Source organism: Dickeya sp. CFBP 2040 (genome assembly GCF_012273755.1).
In the GTDB taxonomy this organism is placed as follows: Bacteria; Pseudomonadota; Gammaproteobacteria; order Enterobacterales; family Enterobacteriaceae; genus Dickeya; species Dickeya poaceiphila.
Genome location: NZ_JAAVXH010000056.1, coordinates 77,204 through 95,401, shown reverse-complemented (window position 1 = coordinate 95,401; position 18,198 = coordinate 77,204). Strand labels below are relative to the sequence as shown.

The following is an 18,198-nucleotide window of genomic DNA, read 5'->3' as shown; positions in this document are numbered from 1 at the left end:
AGCGGTATCAGCAAAGCGTCTTTTCTTTAATGAACCGGCTTACCAGACTGCTTAACTCTTCTGCTGTCGGTTGGGCTAATGCCTGCTCCGCCAGCGCTTTCGCATCTTCATAGTTGGCATTGCGAATAATTTTCTTGATGCGAGGAATCGAGATGGCACTCATGCTGAACTCATCCAGACCCATCCCCAACAGCAGTAGTGTAGCACGTTCGTCGCCAGCGAGTTCACCACACATACCAGTCCACTTGCCTTCGGCGTGTGACGCGTCGATCACCTGTTTGATTAGAGTCAACACAGCCGGAGACATCGGGTTATAAAGATGAGAAATCAACTCGTTCCCACGATCTACCGCCAGAGTATACTGGGTTAAGTCATTTGTCCCAATACTAAAGAAGTCAACTTCCTTCGCCAGATGATGAGCGATAGCCGCAGCGGCTGGCGTTTCCACCATCACGCCGACTTCAATAGTTTCGTCAAATGCTTTGTTTTCGGCGCGTAACTGAGCTTTGAGCATCTCCAGCTCGGCTTTCAGCGTACGTACTTCTTCCACCGAGATGATCATCGGGAACATGATGCGCAGTTTGCCAAACGCGGAGGCACGCAGAATTGCGCGCAACTGCGAATGCAGAATTTCTTTGCGATCAAGACAGATACGAATCGCACGCCAGCCGAGGAACGGGTTCTCTTCTTCCGGCAGGTCCATGTACGGCAGGTCTTTATCGCCGCCGATATCCATAGTGCGCACAATCACCGCCTGCGCGCCCATCGCTTCTGCAACGGCTTTGTACGCCTGGAACTGCTCTTCTTCAGTCGGCAGGGCATCACGGTCCATAAACAGGAATTCGGTACGATACAGGCCCACACCTTCCGCGCCGTTACGCTCTGCACCGGCGATGTCACGCACCGTACCGATGTTGGCGCACACTTCCACCTGATGGCCGTCCAGCGTAATGGCCGGCAGGTCTTTCAGCTTGGCGAGTTCATATCTTTCGGTGTTGTACTGCTCCTGAACGGCTTTGAGCTGGTCAATAGTCGCCTGGTCAGGATTCTGGTAAATCTTGTTGTTCACCCCGTCCAGAATGATGAAATCGCCATTCTGAATTTTTTGGGTAGCATCGGTGGTGCCCACGATGGCCGGTAATTCCAGCGAACGCGCCATAATTGAGGTATGGGACGTACGGCCACCGATATCGGTGATGAAACCCAGCACTTTGTTCAGGTTCAATTGCGCGGTTTCAGACGGGGTCAGATCTTTGGCGATCAGAATCACTTCATCCTGAATGTCACCCAGATCAACGATATGCATACCCAAAATGTTTTTCAGCAGGCGCTTGCCGATATCGCGCATATCTGCAGCGCGCTCTTTCAGGTACTCGTCATCCAGCTCTTCCAGCGCTTTCGCCTGCGTCTCAATGACGGAATACGCCGCCGCATCGGCGGATGCGTGGTCGTCTTTAATCAGGGAGATGATTTCCTGCTCGAATTCCTCATCTTCCAGCAGCATGATATGCCCTTCGAAGATGGCTTCTTTCTCTGGCCCTAGCGTTTCAGCTGCCTTCTGCTTGATAGCTTCCAGTTGCTGAGAAGCTTTGGCGCGGCCTGCGATGAAACGTTCGATTTCCTTATCAACCTGATCTGCAGAGATTTTTTTCCGGTTGACGACAATGTCGTCATCTTTCAGTAGCAGCGCCTTACCAAAAGCAATTCCCGGTGATACTAATATGCCTGAAATCATAACCCTACCTTACTTGATTCTGACGTTCACTAAAGAGAGCGGGCCGTTTACTCAAGCTCAGCCATCAGTTTAACCAGATGTTCAACGGCTTGCTGTTCGTCTTCACCTTCGGCAGAAATAGTGACCACAGTACCCTGAGTCAGGCCGAGAGTCTGCAATTTAAACAGGCTTTTGGCGCTGGCGCTTTTGCCGTTAGAGGTGACGGTGATTTCAGAGGTAAATCCTTTGGCTTCTTTCACGAACTGTGCAGCTGGACGCGTGTGCAGGCCATTTGGAGCGGTAATCGTTACTTCTTGCTGGAACATTCTGTTTTCCCCAACTTGTTGGATTAGGTTCATGTTGTGGAACTAAAGTTTAGTGTATGGGTTAAACTTTAGCCTGTTTGGTTGCCCTGAATGGTTCAGGACAGGCCGGGATGCGGTTAAGGGAAACGGAATGCGCTTACCCCTGGTTAAGTCGGCAATGCCCTTGTAATTTTCCTGCGAGAGATAAAGCGTCCGGCCATGCTGCTCCATGTCGCAAGAATGATATCCGTATGCGTGGGCTCCGACGAATATTAATTTCACGCATCAAAATAATTGTCCGCTTAAATACTAAACCTGTCAGTGAAAAGCAATGTGCAAGTAGCAGAAAGTTTGAGCTCTGCCACAAAAAAGCACCCTGAAGGGTGCTTTTTTAACTTTTAAATCACATTCGTGGGAGGAAGCGCTTACTGCTGCAGTTCCTGTTCGGTGAATAGATCAGCAAATAGTGCCGTACTGAGGTAGCGCTCACCGGAAGAGGGCAGGATCACGACGATGGTCTTGTTGGCGAATTCTTCTTCTTTCAACAGATTAAGGGCAGCGGCTACCGCAGCACCGGAAGAGATGCCTGCCAGAATACCTTCTTCTTCCATCAGACGGCGTGCGGTGTTGATAGCCTCTTCGTTGGTGATGCGCTCAACACGATCAACCAGTTTCAGGTCCAGGTTGGCAGGAATAAATCCTGCACCGATGCCCTGAATCTTGTGCGGACCGGGTTTGATCTCTTCGCCAGCCAGCGCCTGCGTGATGACCGGCGAATCGGTCGGCTCAACGGCAACGGAGATAATCGCCTTACCTTTGGTCTGTTTGATATAGCGGCTGACGCCAGTTAACGTGCCGCCGGTGCCTACGCCGGCAATGAACACGTCCACTTCGCCGTCGGTATCTTCCCAGATTTCCGGGCCGGTGGTTTTTTCATGAATTTCCGGGTTGGCCGGGTTGCTGAACTGCTGCAGCAGCAGGTAATGTTCCGGGTCGCTGGCCACAATCTCTTCGGCTTTGGCGATAGCGCCTTTCATGCCTTTGGCGCCTTCGGTCAACACCAGGTTGGCACCCAGTGCTTTAAGGAGTTTGCGGCGCTCAAGGCTCATGGTTTCCGGCATTGTCAACGTCAGTTTGTAACCACGTGCGGCGGCCACATACGCCAGCGCAATACCGGTATTACCACTGGTCGGTTCTACGAGTTCGACGCCGGGCTTCAGCACACCGCGTTTTTCAGCATCCCAAATCAGGTTGGCGCCGATACGGCATTTTACACTGAAGCTGGGGTTACGTGATTCAACCTTAGCCAGAATTCGCCCATTGCCGATGCGATTCAGACGAACCAGAGGCGTGTGGCCGATAGTGAAAGAATTGTCTTCGTAGATCTTACTCATAGCCCGTCCTTAATAGCTGTATCAAAATTTTGCGAACCTCAGAGAGAATACTCGTTCAGGAAAGTCAGTGAAGTAAAGAATCGCTATATCGATATGTTCTGAGGAAATATATTTTCACTAATATCCAGTTATAGAACATCAACGCTAACATCCTGGAGCGCTCAGCTCCGATGCGGTGTGCCGGAAAGATGGCGATAGCGATCCACCCACAAGGCTGTCGCCCCACAGACGGCGACTGGCATGATCAACAGATTCAGTAATGGCACCATGGTGCATAGACTGACCAGCGCGCCAAACTGCAGATTCGTCAGCTTGTTTTGCCGCATCGCCTGACGCATAGCGGAAAAACCAATTTTGTGGTTGTCGAATGGGTAATCGCAGTACTGGATTGCCAACATCCAGGCACCAAACAGGAACCACAATACGGGTATCAACGTCTGGCCGACGCCGGGCACGAGATAGAGTAACAGCAGCACCAGTACTCTCGGCAAATAGTAGCCCAGCTTTTGAACTTCTCGCCGTATGATGCGGGGGACATCTTTGGCAATATCAACAATGCTGCTGGCAGGAAGAGGCTGGCCGGTTAATCTGGCTTCCAGTTGTTCCGCCAGCAACCCGTTGAACGGCGAGGCAATCAGGTTAGTGACAGTACTGAAAAAATAGCTGAACACCAGCAGTACGAAGACGGTCACCAGCGGCCAGAGCAGGTAACTCAGCCACTGCAGCCACTCTGGCACGTGGGTCATCACCAGTGGAATCCAGGCGCCAAGTTGGTGAAACAGCCACCAGAAGGCTCCGCCCATCAACAGAATATTCACCAGCATGGGAAGAATGACAAAACGGCGGATGCCGGGCAGTGAAAGAAGTTGCCAGCCTTTGAGAAAATAATGTAAGCCACTGTGTTTGGGATCAAGGTGTTGCGTGTAAGACATGATGCGGTTCTCACCTTATGATATGCAGGTTACGGCATCATATCGGGATGATTTTCAGCTGGCTAGTTGCGGTTTGCATGAAAAAACGGCAAAAAAATGCCTGCTGTCGATCTTTATTCTCATAAACTGGTGCACGGACTTGCACTTGGCTACACAGGCAAATACAGTTAGAGGTATGTGTATTTGCCGTAGTGGCAATGTTTGGAATAACTGGGATAGCAATGATGCAGGACCTGCGTCTGATCTTGATTGTTGTTGGCGCGATCGCAATTATAGCACTGTTACTGCATGGTCTTTGGACAAGCCGTAAAGAGCGTTCGTCCCTTTTCCGTGAGCGTCCGGTAAAGCGCCTGAAGCCAAAGCGTGGTGATACCCCGCTTGAAGAGCTTGATGACGGTGTCGGTGAAGTGCGGGTAACGCCTTCTCGCAGTCAAAAAAACGCGTCGCCAGACAACGTTGCACCTTCAGGTGATCGTTCAGAACCTTCTTTCAGGCAAGAGCCTGCAGTCTTTGATCCGTTACTGGATGATGTTGAACCGCAAGCGCCGTCGCGTCAGCCTGTTCAGCCTGCAGCGGTGCACGTCGAATCTCCACATCGTTCATCACCCTTTCAGCGCGCAGAACCCGTGCAGCCGGTTGATGAGCCGGAACCGCAAGCGTATAACTCACAGCCTGAGCCGACGCCTGAGGTTGCAGTGGCCGCACAGCATCAACAACATGAATTGCAACAGCAAGAAGCGGTGTTGGTGTTGCATGTAGCAGCGCATCAGGGCAGTGTGATTGGTGGTGAACTGTTGTTGCAAAGCGTGCTGCAGGCAGGTTTTCAGTTCGGCGAAATGAACATTTTCCATCGCCACGTTAACCCGGCGGGCAGTGGGCCAGTGTTATTCAGCCTGGCTAACATGGTCAAACCCGGTTCTTTTAATGTGGAAGCCATGTCTGAATTTTCCACGCCGGGCGTGTCGATTTTCATGATGGTGCCGTCTTATGGCGATGCCAGCCAGAATTTCAAGCTGATGCTACAGTCCGCTCAGCGTATCGCCGATGATGTCGGTGGCGTGGTGCTGGATGACGAGCGCCGCCTGATGACGCCGCAGAAAGTGGAAGCCTATAAAGCGCGTATCCGCGAAGTTATCAGGGCGAACAGCGTTCAGAGCGAATAATGACGATGTGTCGTTGGTCGTTGTATTTTTTAAAAGCCTCCGCAAGTGGAGGCTTTTTGTTTTTACCATGATAGTTCAACTGGCGAACACGCTGATTGTGTCAGCGTTGAGCATATACCCAAAATAATTCGAGTTGCAGGAAGGCGGCAAGAGAGTGACAAATTCGTTGGGAACGAATTTGACCAGCCAACGGCTGGCCTCCGGTGAGAGACAGGATGTCTCTCATTTCATCCCGGTGAGCTTACTCAGGTAAGTGATTCGGGTGAGCGAACGCCGCCAACACACCTGCAACTTGAAGTATGACGGGTATAAACATACCCACTGGCGATAAGGTCACAGATTGTGAGCGGCAATAATACGTTAAAGCAGGAGTTGGGGCTGGTTCAGGGCATTGGGTTGTTATCGACCTCATTACTGGGGACTGGCGTATTTGCTGTGCCTGCATTAGTCGCAGAACAAGCGCATGGCGATAGTCTTTGGGCCTGGCCGCTGCTGATTGTGCTGGTGTTTCCGATTGCCATCGTTTTTGCGTCGCTTGGTCGTCATTTTCCGAATGCTGGCGGCGCAGCGCATTTTGTCCGGCTGGCATTCGGACCTCGGTTGGCCAGGGTGACTGGGTGGCTGTTTTTGTCGGTTATTCCGGTTGGTTTGCCTGCGGCAATGCAGATTGCCTCTGGTTTCTGGCAAGCAGCCTTTGGGGTGAGTTCAGGGGGATTGCTGCTGGTGCAATTGCTGACGCTGGTGGTGATTTGGTTGCTGGGAATGCGTAGCGCCGGTTCCAGCGCTACGGTGCAGACGCTGATTGCACTGTTGGTGGTGTTATTGGTCGTGGGGATCTGGTGGCAAGGTCGGATTATGCCATCCCAGATTCCATGGCCTGCACTGACGGAGATTAGCGGAGCGAAAATGCTGGACGCGCTGGCAGTCATGTTCTGGTGTTTCGTTGGGCTGGAAGCGTTTGCTCATCTGGCGACCGAGTTCAGATCACCCGAACGTGATTTTCCACGTGCGCTGCTGATAGGCATGTTGCTGGCGGGTGCGGTCTACTGGGGGTGTACTGTTGCGGTACTGCATTTCGGCGCTTACGGTCCTCATCAGGCTGCAACGGCGTCTTTGCCCACTGTGGTGGTGCGTCTGTTTGGCAGTCACGCATTGTGGCTGGCTTGCATCGTCGGTTACCTTGCCTGTTTTGCCAGTGTGAACATCTATACTCAGGGCTTTGCCCGGCTGGTGTGGTCACAAGCACCAGAAGGAAGCCGTCTGGCGCGGCTATCTGCATCGCGTGTGCCGGTAAATGCGTTGTCGTTGGTCGTGGCCTGTTGTCTTCTCTGCTGTTTGGCCATTTACTGGCTGCGGTTGCCGCTGTCTGAATTGATCGTTTACGCCAACGGTATTTTCATTCTGATTTATTTGCTGTGCATGTTGGCGGGGTGGCGGCTGTTGCAGGGACGCTCCCGCGTGATGGCGGGTATCGGCATCGTACTGTGCGCGGCGCTATTGCTGACGCTCGGTTGGAAGGCTCTGTATGCGTTAGGAATGTTGGCGGTACTGTGGCTTATGCTGCCAGAAAGGCGTGAGGCTGTGGCGGTTGACTGAAGCCAGACAGGGCTAAAGCCTGTCTGGCTGAGTATCATTGCAGGATTACTGCGGGTCGGCGGGAGGCTGTTGCCCTGGCTCGTTGTCTGTCGTTTTCGTTTCCAGCGCGCTTACTCGCTGTTCCAGTAGTGCGAGTTTCTCACGAGTGCGCAGCAACACCTGGGTTTGCACATCAAATTCTTCACGGCTGACCAGATCTAGCTTGCCCAACTGCGACTGTAAAATCTGACGGATTTTCTTCTCCATATCCTCGCCAAATTCCCGGATGCCTTTCGGCATGGATTCTTGCACCTGACGGGCAATCTGCTCTAACTTTTTCGGGTCAATCATGACGCTTTCCTGAACTGTTTTGACGAAATGGTGGAATACCACAAGTGTAATGCCAGACCTGTGTCGTATAAACAAAAAGTGATTTCAATACGACGAATTTTGCGATCCATAAGCGGGGTTAGAGATTGCCCGCACCTCAGGTTAGCGTTATAGTAGAACCGCTTATTCTCAGGGCGGGGTGCAATTCCCCACCGGCGGTAAACCAGTTTGTGCCATCAGGCTAGCTGGAAGCCCGCGAGCGCTCAGACAGTATCATCTGAGGTCAGCAGATCCGGTGTAATTCCGGGGCCGACGGTAATAGTCCGGATGGGAGAGAGTAACGGTTTCTGACAGGTTTGCACCTGCCCGCGTTATTTTTGCGTTTATGCCTGTTTGCTTTTTCAGTGCAAAAACGACTCCTCAAGCTCGCCCTGATTCTGGTAATCCATATTAATAATGAGGTTTTTTTACCATGAATCAGACTTTACTTTCCGAATTCGGTACCCCTGTTGAACGTGTTGAACGTGCGCTGGACGCATTGCGTAGCGGTCGTGGTGTGATGGTGCTGGATGATGAAGACAGGGAAAATGAAGGTGATATGATTTTCCCGGCTGAAACCATGACCGTTGAGCAAATGGCGCTCACCATTCGTCACGGCAGCGGTATTGTATGCCTGTGCATCACCGAAGAGCGCCGCCAGAAGCTGGAGCTGCCGATGATGGTGGAAAATAATTCCAGCCATTATCAGACGGCGTTCACTGTCACGATTGAAGCTGCTGAAGGCGTGACCACCGGTGTATCCGCCGCTGACCGCGTGACGACGGTTCGCGCGGCGATTGCCGATGACGCCCGTCCGAGCGATCTTAATCGCCCAGGTCATGTGTTCCCGCTGCGTGCACAGCCGGGCGGCGTGTTGGCGCGTGGTGGTCATACTGAAGCCACGGTGGATTTGATGCGTCTGGCAGGGTTTAAACCATTCGGCGTATTGTGCGAACTGACGAATGATGATGGTTCCATGGCTCGTGCGCCGGAAGTGATCACCTTTGCGAAACAGCACAATATGCCGGTGCTGACTATCGACGATCTGGTGGCTTATCGTCAGGCGGCTGAGCGTAAAGCGAGCTGATTGCCGCCAGGCAATGTCACACTTTTTTCGCAGGGCCGGTTTTCCGGCCCTGTGTTTTTCAGGCGTCAGGTTTGCGTGCCAGCAATGTGGCAAAGCGCAGTTTGAGGCGGTTGCCGTTGGCGTCGGTTTTGTGCAGCTCTCCCACATCTTCGTTGTATTTCACTATCTCCCAGTCATGATAATAGTCGTGTAATTCGTTGTGCCCAAAAGTGAACGAGAACGGCATTGGGCAGGGGAAATCGTCGGTGGACATGGCGGCGACAATCAGGTTATAGCCCCCAGCGACGGTATGTTTCTGCATGTTGCTGATGATCGCCGGAATGCACGAGCGCTCCAGAAACATGAACACCACCGTTGACAGGATGAAATCGTACTGATGGCGAATGTCAGCCTGATTGATATCGTGGACGAAAGCGTCAATTCGGCTGAGCGATTCATCGGCAATAATGTGATTGAGCTTATCAATGCTCAGGGCGTTCTTATCGCAGGCAGTGACATCAAACCCTTTCAGATTCAGGTAGAGCGCGTTACGACCACCGCCGCAGCCCAGATCCAGCGCTTTTCCCGGTTGCAGATAACGCAGGGCATCGATCACTTCCGAATGGGTGCGCGTCAGCTCATATTTCTTGTGATAATAGTCTTCTGGCGTGCAATAAAAGCCCAACTGACACTCCAGATCGTCTGAAAACGAGACAATACGATGCCAGCACTGCGGTTCAATATAGGGCGGTTGCTGTTGCGGCGAGAAGTGGAAGCGTTCTTTCGTCTCCCCTTGCTCTGTCAGCACGTCGAACGTCAGCTCACCGTTTAAAATATGCAGCTTCGCCCAGGTGCCTTGTTTGGTGTTGTGCTGTTCCTGAAATGCGGCAGGCAGCGTGCTGCTGTTCCAGACTGGCATCTGTTTATAGCACAGCAAGTCTTGTGGTTCTTGCCTGGTGGTTTCGTGCATAGTGGCCTCGTTGATTCAGTTCCTGACGCCATTTTATGCGTTGTTTAGCGGGATATCTATAAGTTGCATTTAAAATGCATTAAATAATGGTGGCAATGCGTCGCCGATGGGCCGAGCGGGATAGAACTGAATTAAGAGCTGAAGCGGTTTGATAAAAAACGGGGATGGCATCAGCCATCCCCGTTGATCAGCATCCGATGGGCGGTAATCTTAGCCGCAGCGGGTGCATTTCTGAGACTGGATCACCTGGAAGAAGTCGTTGCCTTTGTCATCCACCAGGATGAAGGCCGGGAAGTCTTCCACTTCGATTTTCCAGATAGCTTCCATACCCAGTTCCGGGTATTCCACACATTCCAGGCTCTTGATGCTATTCTGCGCCAGAATCGCTGCCGGGCCGCCGATGCTGCCGAGATAGAAGCCGCCGTGTTTTTTGCAGGCGTCGGTGACCTGTTGGCTGCGGTTGCCTTTGGCCAACATGATCATGCTGCCACCGTGGGATTGCAGCAGGTCAACATAGGAGTCCATGCGGCCCGCAGTGGTGGGACCCAGCGAACCAGAGGCGTAACCTTCCGGCGTTTTGGCGGGACCCGCGTAGTAGATCGGATGATCTTTCACGTATTGCGGCAGTTCGCCGCCGTTATCCAGCAGTTCCTTCAGTTTGGCGTGGGCAATATCGCGCGCCACGATGATGGTGCCGTTAAGTGACAAGCGGGTGGAAACCGGATACTGCGACAGCGTTTTGAGGATATCCGCCATTGGGCGGTTCAGGTCGATGCGCACCACCTCGCCTTCGCCTGCATGACGCAGGTGTTCCGGAATGTATTTGCCGGGATTGGTTTCCAACTGTTCCAGCCAGATACCCTGACGGTTGATCTTGGCTTTGATATTGCGGTCCGCCGAGCAGGACACGCCCATGCCGACCGGACAGGAAGCGCCGTGGCGTGGCAGACGGATCACCCGCACATCGTGGGCGAAATATTTGCCGCCGAACTGGGCGCCTAGCCCTAACTTACGGGCTTCTTCCAGCAGTTCCTGCTCCAGCGCTACATCACGGAACGCCTGGCCGTGCTCATTACCTTCGGTCGGCAGTTCGTCATAGTAGCGGGTGGAGGCCAGCTTAACGGTTTTCAGGGTGGTTTCTGCCGAGGTGCCGCCGATAACGAAGGCAATATGGTACGGCGGGCAGGCTGCGGTACCCAGCGTACGCATTTTCTCCACCAGATAGTTTTTCAGTTTGCCCGGTGACAACAGCGCCTTGGTTTCCTGATACAGATAGGTCTTGTTGGCGGAACCGCCGCCTTTGGTGACGAACAGGAATTTATATTCATCGCCTTCGGTGCTGTAGAGGTCTATCTGCGCAGGCAGGTTGGTGCCGGTGTTGACCTCTTTGTACATATCCAATGCGGCATTCTGTGAATAGCGCAGGTTGTCTTCGATAAAGGTGTTGTATACCCCGCGCGACAGCGCTTCGGCATCGTTGCCGCCGGTCCACACACGTTGGCCTTTTTTGCCGACGATGATGGCGGTGCCGGTATCCTGACAGGTGGGCAGGATGCCTTTGGCGGCGATTTCGGAGTTACGCAGAAATTGCAGGGCGACATAACGGTCGTTTTCGCTGGCTTGTGGGTCGTGCAGAATATCGGCAACCTGTTGCTGGTGGGAAGGGCGCAGCAGGAAAGAGGCGTCGTGGAATGCCTGCTGGGCCAACAGCGTTAGCCCTTGCGGGTCAACTTTGAGAATATCCTGGCCTTCAAACTGGCTGACGGAAACAAAGTCGCTGCTGATTAAACGGTATTCGGTTTTATCTTTCGCTAATGGAAACGGCTCTTGGTAATAAAACGGTTTATTCGACATTTTCTTCTCACTTGCAGCTGCATAATTGAGTGATTTATCGGGTCTTATTTTCCGTTCAGGCTTTTGTGTCGGTCTTATTGTTGTGTCAATCGTCTCTGGCTCGGCGACAAAAGCAATAAACGTTGGGTGATATTCCTTAACGTGCGCCAGTACCGCGCCCCTTGAGGGATACCACCTCACATACTATGGCTTTATGACAGGTAGCACCACGCTGACAAGTCACATTATTTTTATCTCCGTCATGTTTTTGTCGAAAATATATCTCAGGCAGCAACCCAGCGTCGCTATTGGCAACAATTCCTCTGGCACCCTGCATATTAAATCATTTATTTAAATTAATTAAGTGCGAGGCATGACAGGTAGTTTTCCATTAAATACCGGTTTATTGTCAGCTCAATGACATTGGGCTGACCGATATTCATTCACGCTGCTCCAGCAGGGTATCTATCAACCACAACCCTGCCGGGCCGGGGGGCGACGGGCGTGACCAGGCGATATCCACCTCAATTTGCCGCGGCCAGCCTGACAGCGCCAGTTCCACCAGTCGGTTTTGCGCGTATTCGTCCACCAGCCAGCGCGGCAGCGTACTCCAGCCAAATCCCTGTTCCGCCATTTCCAGCAGCATCAGATACGACGGTGTTGACCAGGTGGCGCCTTCGGAACGTGGGCGCTCGTGCTGAGTATAAGTATGCAGGCACAGCTGGCGCTCCGTGGCGAGTTGTGCCTGCGTTACCTGCGGCTGCTGTGCCAGCGGGTGGTTGCGGGCCACATAGACCGCCATTTCGGTTTTCACCTGTAACCGGGACACCGCAATATCGATGGGGTAATGCGCCTGAGCCTGCAATACGCCGACGTGAGCACGCTGCGACTGCAACAGGTCCACCACGTCCTCGTCTTCCGCAATCAAGCATTCAAACTCTACATCAGGAAAACGCTCGGCGAAGCGTCGCAATACCGGATGGTAGTAGCGGCACTGCCAGGTGTCCGACAACACAAAGGTGAGCCGCGGCTCAACCTTGTCCGCCAGCCGAATCGCCAGCTCGTCCAGTGCCTCGCTGGCAGACAGAATTGCTTTGACGTGGCTGAGCACCTTGCGTCCTTCATCTGTCAGCACCGGTTGATGACCGCGCCTGTCGAACAGCGTCAGGCCCAAATCGGCTTCCAGATTCGCTACCGCGGTGCTAACGGTGGACTGGCTTTTTTGCAGGTGGCGTGCCGCGGCGGAAAACGAACCGGTGTTTACGGTTGCGATAAACGCCAGCAGGGATTCGGGGGAATAACGCATTGCGCACTCTATCGGTTTTTTAGATGGAAACTAATTTAATACTATTGGTTATTTCGATGAGAATGGCAACCCGTTGTCGCCGTCATGCCATCAGAAGGAGGAAAACATGCAACAGCGAATCCAGCAGAAAGCGCGTCATCAGCAAAAAACATGGCGTGAGAGGGTAGTACATGCCATCGGTTTTGAAGTGATGGCATTGCTGATTTGTGCTCCCATCGGCGCCTGGGTGCTTGGGCGTTCTATCCTTCAGGTTGGTATGCTGTCTGTCATGCTGTCCGGCGTGGCGATGGTCTGGAATGTGGCGTACAACAGTCTGTTTGATAGCCTGTGGCCGGTCAGCCGCGTTAAACGTAGCCTGTGGGTGCGTATCGGCCACGCGCTGGGCTTTGAAGGCGGTTTTATCCTGATTGGCTTGCCGCTGGCAGCGTGGATGTTGAATATCACGCTGCGGCAAGCGCTGATGGTGGAGATCGGTTTCTTCCTGTTTTTCCTGCCGTACACCATGGCCTACAACTGGCTATACGATGTATTGCGTGAACGGTTGCTGGCGGCCGTCGTACAGGGGCGCTAGCCCTATGGCACGACGCAAGGTGTAGCGGGATGGTGTCATTTCTTCTTGCGTCCGTGCTGGTTGCATAATGCGCCGATTGACTAACGCAACGACGCCCGGTATTCGGCGTAATCCGGCATATGGGGAATGCGCCACAGATACCAGGCGGCCAACGTGCGATAGGGGCGGCATGGCTCACTCATCTCCAGCATTGCTTTACGCGTCGGGTCCTGTGTTAAGCGATACAGGTAACGAAACCCCTGTTTGATGCCAAGATCGTCCACCGGCATGATATCCATCCGCTCCAGTGTAGAGATCAACAGCATTTCTACCGTCCAGCGTCCGATACCCTTCAAGGTGCAAAGGCGTTCTATCAGCGTGTCGTCATCCAGATGTTCTGCTGCCGCCCTGCCTGGCACCAGCCCGCTCAGCACCCCTTGCGCAATAGCTGTAACCGTGTCGATTTTACGGGCGGAAAAACCGCACTGGCGCAACACTGCCGGTTCGCATGTTGCCAGTTGTCTGGCGGAGGGAAACTCGTTTTCTTCCACTTCAAAACGTTGCTGTAGCTTGCTGATGATGGCAGCCGCAGCACGGTTACTGAGTTGCTGGCTGGCAACCGCCCGAATCAGCGCCTCGTAAGGTTCCCGTGTCGGGCGGCTTTCAAAGCGAATATGTCCGACACCGTCGATCAACCGTGCCCAGTGCCCGTCAATCGCGGACAAATGGGCGAGAGCCTGAGGTTCGTTGAATGGGAGCCGCGATGGCGTCATTGATTGGTATCCTTATTGTGGGTGATTCTAGTTGGTGATTCATTTCAGCAGGCAATGCTCTGCTAAGAGAGATATACTCAATTATACTGGTTATTTGAACAGGTCATTGCATGAATTTCGAACTGTTTGCCGATGAGCCGCCGGAACGCCGGAATGAAACGCTGGCACCCGGTGCGATGTTGCTGCGAGGCTTTGCCTGGCAACAGGCCGGTGAATTGCTGGCCGCGCTGGAAATGGTGACGCAACGTGCGCCGTTTCGCCACATGGTGACGCCGGGCGGACATACCATGTCGGTGGCGATGAGCAATTGCGGGCCGCAGGGTTGGGTGAGCGACGAGCAGGGGTACCGCTACAGTACGCAAGACCCGCGGAGCGGCCAGCCGTGGCCTGCTATGCCAGCCTGCTTTTTGCAACTGTCGCAGGCGGCGGCCAGTGCCGCCGGATACCCCGGCTTTTCGCCAGATGCCTGCCTGATTAATCGTTACGCGGTGGGTGCCAAACTGTCGTTGCATCAGGACAAAGACGAGCAGGACTTACGCCAGCCGATTGTCTCAGTCTCACTGGGGTTAGGTGCAGTATTTCTGTTTGGCGGGAGGAAACGCAGTGACCCATGCCAGCGGCTGGCGCTGACGCACGGCGATGTGGTGGTGTGGGGTGGTCCGTCCCGACTGTATTACCACGCCATTTTGCCGCTTAAACGCGGGCCGCTGCCGGCGGGAATGTCGGATGAAGTGCGCTTTAATTTGACGTTTCGTAAAGTGTGAAGACTCGTAAAGTGTGAAGACGTTTCGTGAGGTGTGAAAGTCCCCCACAGCGTGGGGGACGAAAGGCATTACTTGGCGGTGAAGTGGAGGTATTCGAGGGCGTTTTCGCCAGCCATGCGGCCAGAGTTGAGCGCAAAGCCGAACGTACCGCCACCCAGCAGCAGGTCATAGGTGTCGCCGTACATACCGGCGGCATCGTTGCCGGTTACATACAGGCCTGGCACCGGGCTGCCGTTCGGACTAACAGCTTCCATTTTCTCGTTAATCTTCACGCCGCCGAGCGTACCGAGCGCCGCAGGCATCATCTTCACGGCATAGAACGGACCGGTTTTCACCGGACGCAAATAATCCATGTTCTTGTTGAAGACGTCGTCGCGTTTCTGGGCTGCGTAGCGGTTGTTGTCCTCAACTGTGCGTTTCAGCACTGCCGGGTCGATACCCATCTGTTTAGCCAGGTCGTCAAGACTGTTGCTTTTGAAGACAAAACCACGGTTTTTCTGGCTCTCTTTGGCGAACTCGTCATCAAATTTCACCAGTTTGGTATTAGCGATAACCCATTCGCCGATAGGTACATCGATACCATCATTGACTACGTGTTTGCGGGTATCGTCGTCAAAGATGGAATACATCACGCCGCCAGCCTTAGCCAGTGCGTTACCTGCGTGCGGCCAAATGATGACGATGGACTCATCGGTGAAGCGGCGTCCGGTTTTGTCCACCCACAGGTACGGCTGACGAGCCGCAGCCAGCATCTGGGAGTTGGGTGCATAATCCGGCAGGCCGGGACGGTAAGACTGCACCACGCCCATGCCTTCTTCCTTGGCACCGGCTTTCCATGCCATTTTGATGCCGTCGCCGTCTTTACCAATGTTGCCGACCATGATGGTGTCGGGCATAGCGACATATTTTTGCAGCATCTCTTTGTTGTTGGCGTAGCCGCCGGTGGCGACGATCACCGCTTTGGTGTCGATCTGGAACGGTTTGCCGTCGCTGCCTTCAGCGATTACGCCGGTAATTTTGCCATCTTTCATCACCAGATCTTTACCGGCGGTTTTCACCAGCGTGGTGACCTTCATGTTTTTGAACTGTTCGTGGAAGGTTTTGATCAGGTAGCGACCGTGGCCGGGACCGTCGATAACGTGCCAGGTCAGCATTCCGCCCGGTCCGCCGGGGCCGATGTATTCAAACTTGATGCCTTTGGATTTCACCCACTCGATGGTGTCGGCAGAGCGATTCACGAAGGTGCGCACCACATACGGGTTGGCCATCCAGTGGCTGTATTCCATGATGGTCTTGAAGGCCATGTCTGGCGTAACCACGATGCCCTGGCGTTTCTGCATCGAGCTGTTGGCCGCGAAGATACCTTCTGCAAAATTGCCGGTGCCGCCGACGGCGGGTTGTTTTTCCAGCAACACCACGCTGGCGCCTTTCTCGGCTGCCGCCATGGTAGCGGCGGTGCCTGCAGCGCCTGCGCCGATCACGACCACGTCAGCACTTTTAGGAAGCTCGACCGGTTTGGCCGGCTCAGCGCTTTTAGCGGGTTCGGCAGCAGGTTCGGCCTGTCCTGATGCCTGAGCAGACGTAATTCCCAGCACCGAGAGGCACAAAGCCGCAAGGAGTTTTTTTCGGTATTGAACCATATTATTTTCCTTTTATTTTACGCGTGGAATGACGCGCCAAAAACCAGCGCGTCGTCCGGTATTCATTTCGCTTTAGCTTTGGCGTACGCCGCCTGAGACGCCTCATGTACTGCACCGCTGGTCATGGTGGCGCCGGAAACGCCATCGACGTTGATAGTCTTTTTCTCCGTCATGGTCTTAGCCAGCTCTTTAGCGGCTTCCCCGCCCACTTCCGGGGTTTCGTTGGGCGCATCGATAGTGGCTTTCTGCACCACGCCTGTGGCATCGACATCCAGCGTGACTGTCACGTCACCGCCGATGCCCTGCCCGGTGGCCGAGTAAGTTCCGGCTTTGAACTGACCTGCGTCTTCGGCAATCGCCGCCCCGGCGACCAGCAACAGACAACCTAATAATTTGATGGAGCTTTTTTTCATAACGTGCATTCACTCTGTGTGGTTGACATCATCAATAAACGGCAAAACGCACCGGGCTAGGGTGCCAGCAGCGTTTTTCCTTCTTCATGGCTGAGGTGACGAAACAACAGGCAACTCAGCGGTAATCCGGTTCCGAGCAGTAACAGCAGCAGGCTGAAATGGTTGATGTTCAGCAGCGGTTCGAGTTGAGAAAACAGGCGTAACGCCGGGAACGTCAGCGCCATGCTGAGCATGACGGCAATCAACTGACTGAGAATCATGATGTTATTGCCGCTGTTGTAGGTGTCGCTGCACAAATGACAGCAAGCCAGTGTGCTTTCCGCCGAGTGCAGCAGCGCAGTCAATACGCCGATGCCGACAGCACAGACGCCAATCACCGGCAGTAAATGGTGCTGGATAGCCAGACCGAGCAGCAGTACCTGCGCGGAAGCCAGCAACGTGCCGTAAATCAGCAAATTGCGGTAACCCAGCCAGCGGACCAGCGCTTCAAACATTAGCTTGGCCAGCAAGGCGCCGGTGGAAAACATCAGCATGATAAAACCGGCGATGGCAGGGGGCAGGCCCAGCGAGGTTTGGATCACCAACGACATCACCACCGGCAGCGAGGCCAGCAGCAGCCGGGTAAGTACGCCGCCCCATACGCCGACATAAAAGGAACGGATACTGAACAGGGAAACCGGCAGCAGGGCTTCGCGTCCCGGTAAATCGCTGCGCAGGTAGAACAGGGTGCAAAGGGTGCCGGCCAGACCCAGCAGCGCGATAACCGGTATCGACAGCAGGTGCCGCGGCGCGGCCACCAGCAGCAGCGTGACTGTCAGCAGAATGCCGATCAGTGGCAGCAAGCTGCGCATGGAAATCCGGCAGGTACGGACGCGAGCATCCGTCGGTAGGGTGTGCCATGCCAGCCACAGGCACAGTAGCGCCAGCGGAACCGGCGCGATAAAGATAGCTCGCCATGATAACCAGTCAGTCAGCAGGCTACCCAGTAACGGTCCGGTCAGGGTGCCGAACATGCCGAGCAGCGTCATGCGGTTGAGGAATGACAGCCGGGTATCGGCGGGGGTATATCGCAGTACTTGTGTGCGGATCACCGGCAGCAGTAACGCGCCGCCGGCTCCCTGAATAAAACGCCCCAGACCAAGGTGAAGAGCGGAGTCGGCATGAAAGCACAGCAGTGCGCCGCCGGTGAAGATAGTCAGCGCCGCCAGACAGGTGCGTCGCTCTCCCAAATGCTGGCTCAGCCAACTGTTGATCGGGGTAAAGGCCACGACGGTGATGATGTAAGCCATAACGATAGGCTCCATACGCAGCACTGGCTGGTGCAGCGAGCGTGCTATCGCCGGTACGGCGACATACAGCATGGTGGTGTCCAGCGCTTGCATGAAGAACGCCACCGATGCCAGCCAGAAGAGTGCGCGAGGGCCGGTCATG

Annotated in this window: 17 protein-coding genes and 1 riboswitch; of the genes, 5 read left to right on the top strand and 12 right to left on the bottom strand. The window is 54.1% G+C overall.

The window, feature by feature from the left end; genetic code table 11:
• Nucleotides 1-7 precede the first annotated feature (7 nt).
• From ptsI to cysZ, 4 genes are all read right to left on the bottom strand, one after another.
• Nucleotides 8-1,735: a phosphoenolpyruvate-protein phosphotransferase PtsI gene (ptsI, locus tag Dpoa2040_RS07735; protein ID WP_042868781.1), complete on the bottom strand. Its 1,728-nt coding sequence runs from the start codon at nt 1,733-1,735 to the stop codon at nt 8-10.
• 47 nt (nt 1,736-1,782) lie between these two features.
• The gene (gene ptsH, locus Dpoa2040_RS07730) at nt 1,783-2,040 is read right to left on the bottom strand and encodes a phosphocarrier protein Hpr (RefSeq protein WP_013316619.1); all 258 of its coding nucleotides are present in this window, start codon (nt 2,038-2,040) and stop codon (nt 1,783-1,785) included.
• Nucleotides 2,041-2,444: 404 nt separating this feature from the next.
• Nucleotides 2,445-3,413: a cysteine synthase A gene (gene cysK, locus Dpoa2040_RS07725; protein WP_042868782.1), complete on the bottom strand. Its 969-nt coding sequence runs from the start codon at nt 3,411-3,413 to the stop codon at nt 2,445-2,447.
• A 161-nt stretch (nt 3,414-3,574) separates the two neighbouring features.
• Nucleotides 3,575-4,345: a sulfate transporter CysZ gene (cysZ, locus tag Dpoa2040_RS07720; protein ID WP_042868785.1), complete on the bottom strand. Its 771-nt coding sequence runs from the start codon at nt 4,343-4,345 to the stop codon at nt 3,575-3,577.
• Nucleotides 4,346-4,566: 221 nt separating this feature from the next.
• Here cysZ and zipA point away from each other — a divergent pair, with 221 nt between their 5' ends.
• On the top strand, nt 4,567-5,508 hold the full coding sequence (gene zipA, locus Dpoa2040_RS07715) for a cell division protein ZipA (protein WP_168640922.1): 942 nt from the start codon (nt 4,567-4,569) through the stop codon (nt 5,506-5,508).
• Nucleotides 5,509-5,850: 342 nt separating this feature from the next.
• Nucleotides 5,851-7,104 (top strand): L-methionine/branched-chain amino acid transporter, encoded by a 1,254-nt coding sequence (yjeH, locus tag Dpoa2040_RS07710; RefSeq protein WP_168640905.1) that lies wholly within the window; start codon nt 5,851-5,853, stop codon nt 7,102-7,104.
• A 45-nt stretch (nt 7,105-7,149) separates the two neighbouring features.
• On the opposite strand, the gene Dpoa2040_RS07705 is transcribed toward yjeH, so the two are convergent.
• Nucleotides 7,150-7,434 carry an accessory factor UbiK family protein gene (locus tag Dpoa2040_RS07705; RefSeq protein ID WP_168640904.1) on the bottom strand — a complete coding sequence of 95 codons (285 nt, stop codon included), beginning with the start codon at nt 7,432-7,434 and terminating at the stop codon, nt 7,150-7,152.
• A 160-nt stretch (nt 7,435-7,594) separates the two neighbouring features.
• A riboswitch (FMN riboswitch) is annotated at nt 7,595-7,756 on the top strand.
• Between the two features lie 129 nt (nt 7,757-7,885).
• Between Dpoa2040_RS07705 and ribB the strand changes: the two genes are divergently transcribed.
• Nucleotides 7,886-8,539: a 3,4-dihydroxy-2-butanone-4-phosphate synthase gene (ribB, locus tag Dpoa2040_RS07700; protein ID WP_042868793.1), complete on the top strand. Its 654-nt coding sequence runs from the start codon at nt 7,886-7,888 to the stop codon at nt 8,537-8,539.
• A 58-nt stretch (nt 8,540-8,597) separates the two neighbouring features.
• Here the strand turns inward: ribB and tehB are convergent, their stop codons facing one another.
• The 3 genes from tehB to Dpoa2040_RS07685 form a co-directional block, all read right to left on the bottom strand.
• Entirely contained in the window at nt 8,598-9,488 is an 891-nt protein-coding gene (gene tehB / locus Dpoa2040_RS07695) for an SAM-dependent methyltransferase TehB (protein WP_168640903.1), read from the bottom strand.
• 210 nt (nt 9,489-9,698) lie between these two features.
• A complete protein-coding gene (gene fumA, locus Dpoa2040_RS07690) occupies nt 9,699-11,342 on the bottom strand; it encodes a class I fumarate hydratase FumA (RefSeq protein WP_168640902.1) in 1,644 nt (547 codons plus the stop codon).
• Between the two features lie 418 nt (nt 11,343-11,760).
• Nucleotides 11,761-12,627 carry a LysR family transcriptional regulator gene (locus Dpoa2040_RS07685; RefSeq protein ID WP_168640901.1) on the bottom strand — a complete coding sequence of 289 codons (867 nt, stop codon included), beginning with the start codon at nt 12,625-12,627 and terminating at the stop codon, nt 11,761-11,763.
• A gap of 106 nt (nt 12,628-12,733) precedes the next feature.
• On the opposite strand from Dpoa2040_RS07685, the gene Dpoa2040_RS07680 reads away from it, so the two are divergent.
• On the top strand, nt 12,734-13,198 hold the full coding sequence (locus Dpoa2040_RS07680; RefSeq protein ID WP_168640900.1) for a multidrug/biocide efflux PACE transporter: 465 nt from the start codon (nt 12,734-12,736) through the stop codon (nt 13,196-13,198).
• A gap of 80 nt (nt 13,199-13,278) precedes the next feature.
• Here the strand turns inward: Dpoa2040_RS07680 and Dpoa2040_RS07675 are convergent, their stop codons facing one another.
• Nucleotides 13,279-13,950, bottom strand: coding sequence for a DNA-3-methyladenine glycosylase (locus Dpoa2040_RS07675; protein WP_042868802.1), 672 nt, complete (start codon nt 13,948-13,950; stop codon nt 13,279-13,281).
• A gap of 110 nt (nt 13,951-14,060) precedes the next feature.
• Between Dpoa2040_RS07675 and alkB the strand changes: the two genes are divergently transcribed.
• Entirely contained in the window at nt 14,061-14,714 is a 654-nt protein-coding gene (alkB, locus tag Dpoa2040_RS07670) for a DNA oxidative demethylase AlkB (protein WP_168640899.1), read from the top strand.
• A 68-nt stretch (nt 14,715-14,782) separates the two neighbouring features.
• Here the strand turns inward: alkB and Dpoa2040_RS07665 are convergent, their stop codons facing one another.
• The 3 genes from Dpoa2040_RS07665 to Dpoa2040_RS07655 all read right to left on the bottom strand — a co-directional run bounded on the left by Dpoa2040_RS07665 (nt 14,783) and on the right by Dpoa2040_RS07655 (nt 18,197).
• On the bottom strand, nt 14,783-16,354 hold the full coding sequence (locus Dpoa2040_RS07665) for an FAD-dependent oxidoreductase (protein WP_042868806.1): 1,572 nt from the start codon (nt 16,352-16,354) through the stop codon (nt 14,783-14,785).
• A gap of 62 nt (nt 16,355-16,416) precedes the next feature.
• Entirely contained in the window at nt 16,417-16,767 is a 351-nt protein-coding gene (locus tag Dpoa2040_RS07660) for an FMN-binding protein (protein WP_042868808.1), read from the bottom strand.
• Nucleotides 16,768-16,823: 56 nt separating this feature from the next.
• On the bottom strand, nt 16,824-18,197 hold the full coding sequence (locus tag Dpoa2040_RS07655) for an MFS transporter (protein ID WP_146411525.1): 1,374 nt from the start codon (nt 18,195-18,197) through the stop codon (nt 16,824-16,826).
• Nucleotide 18,198: the final 1 nt, after the last annotated feature.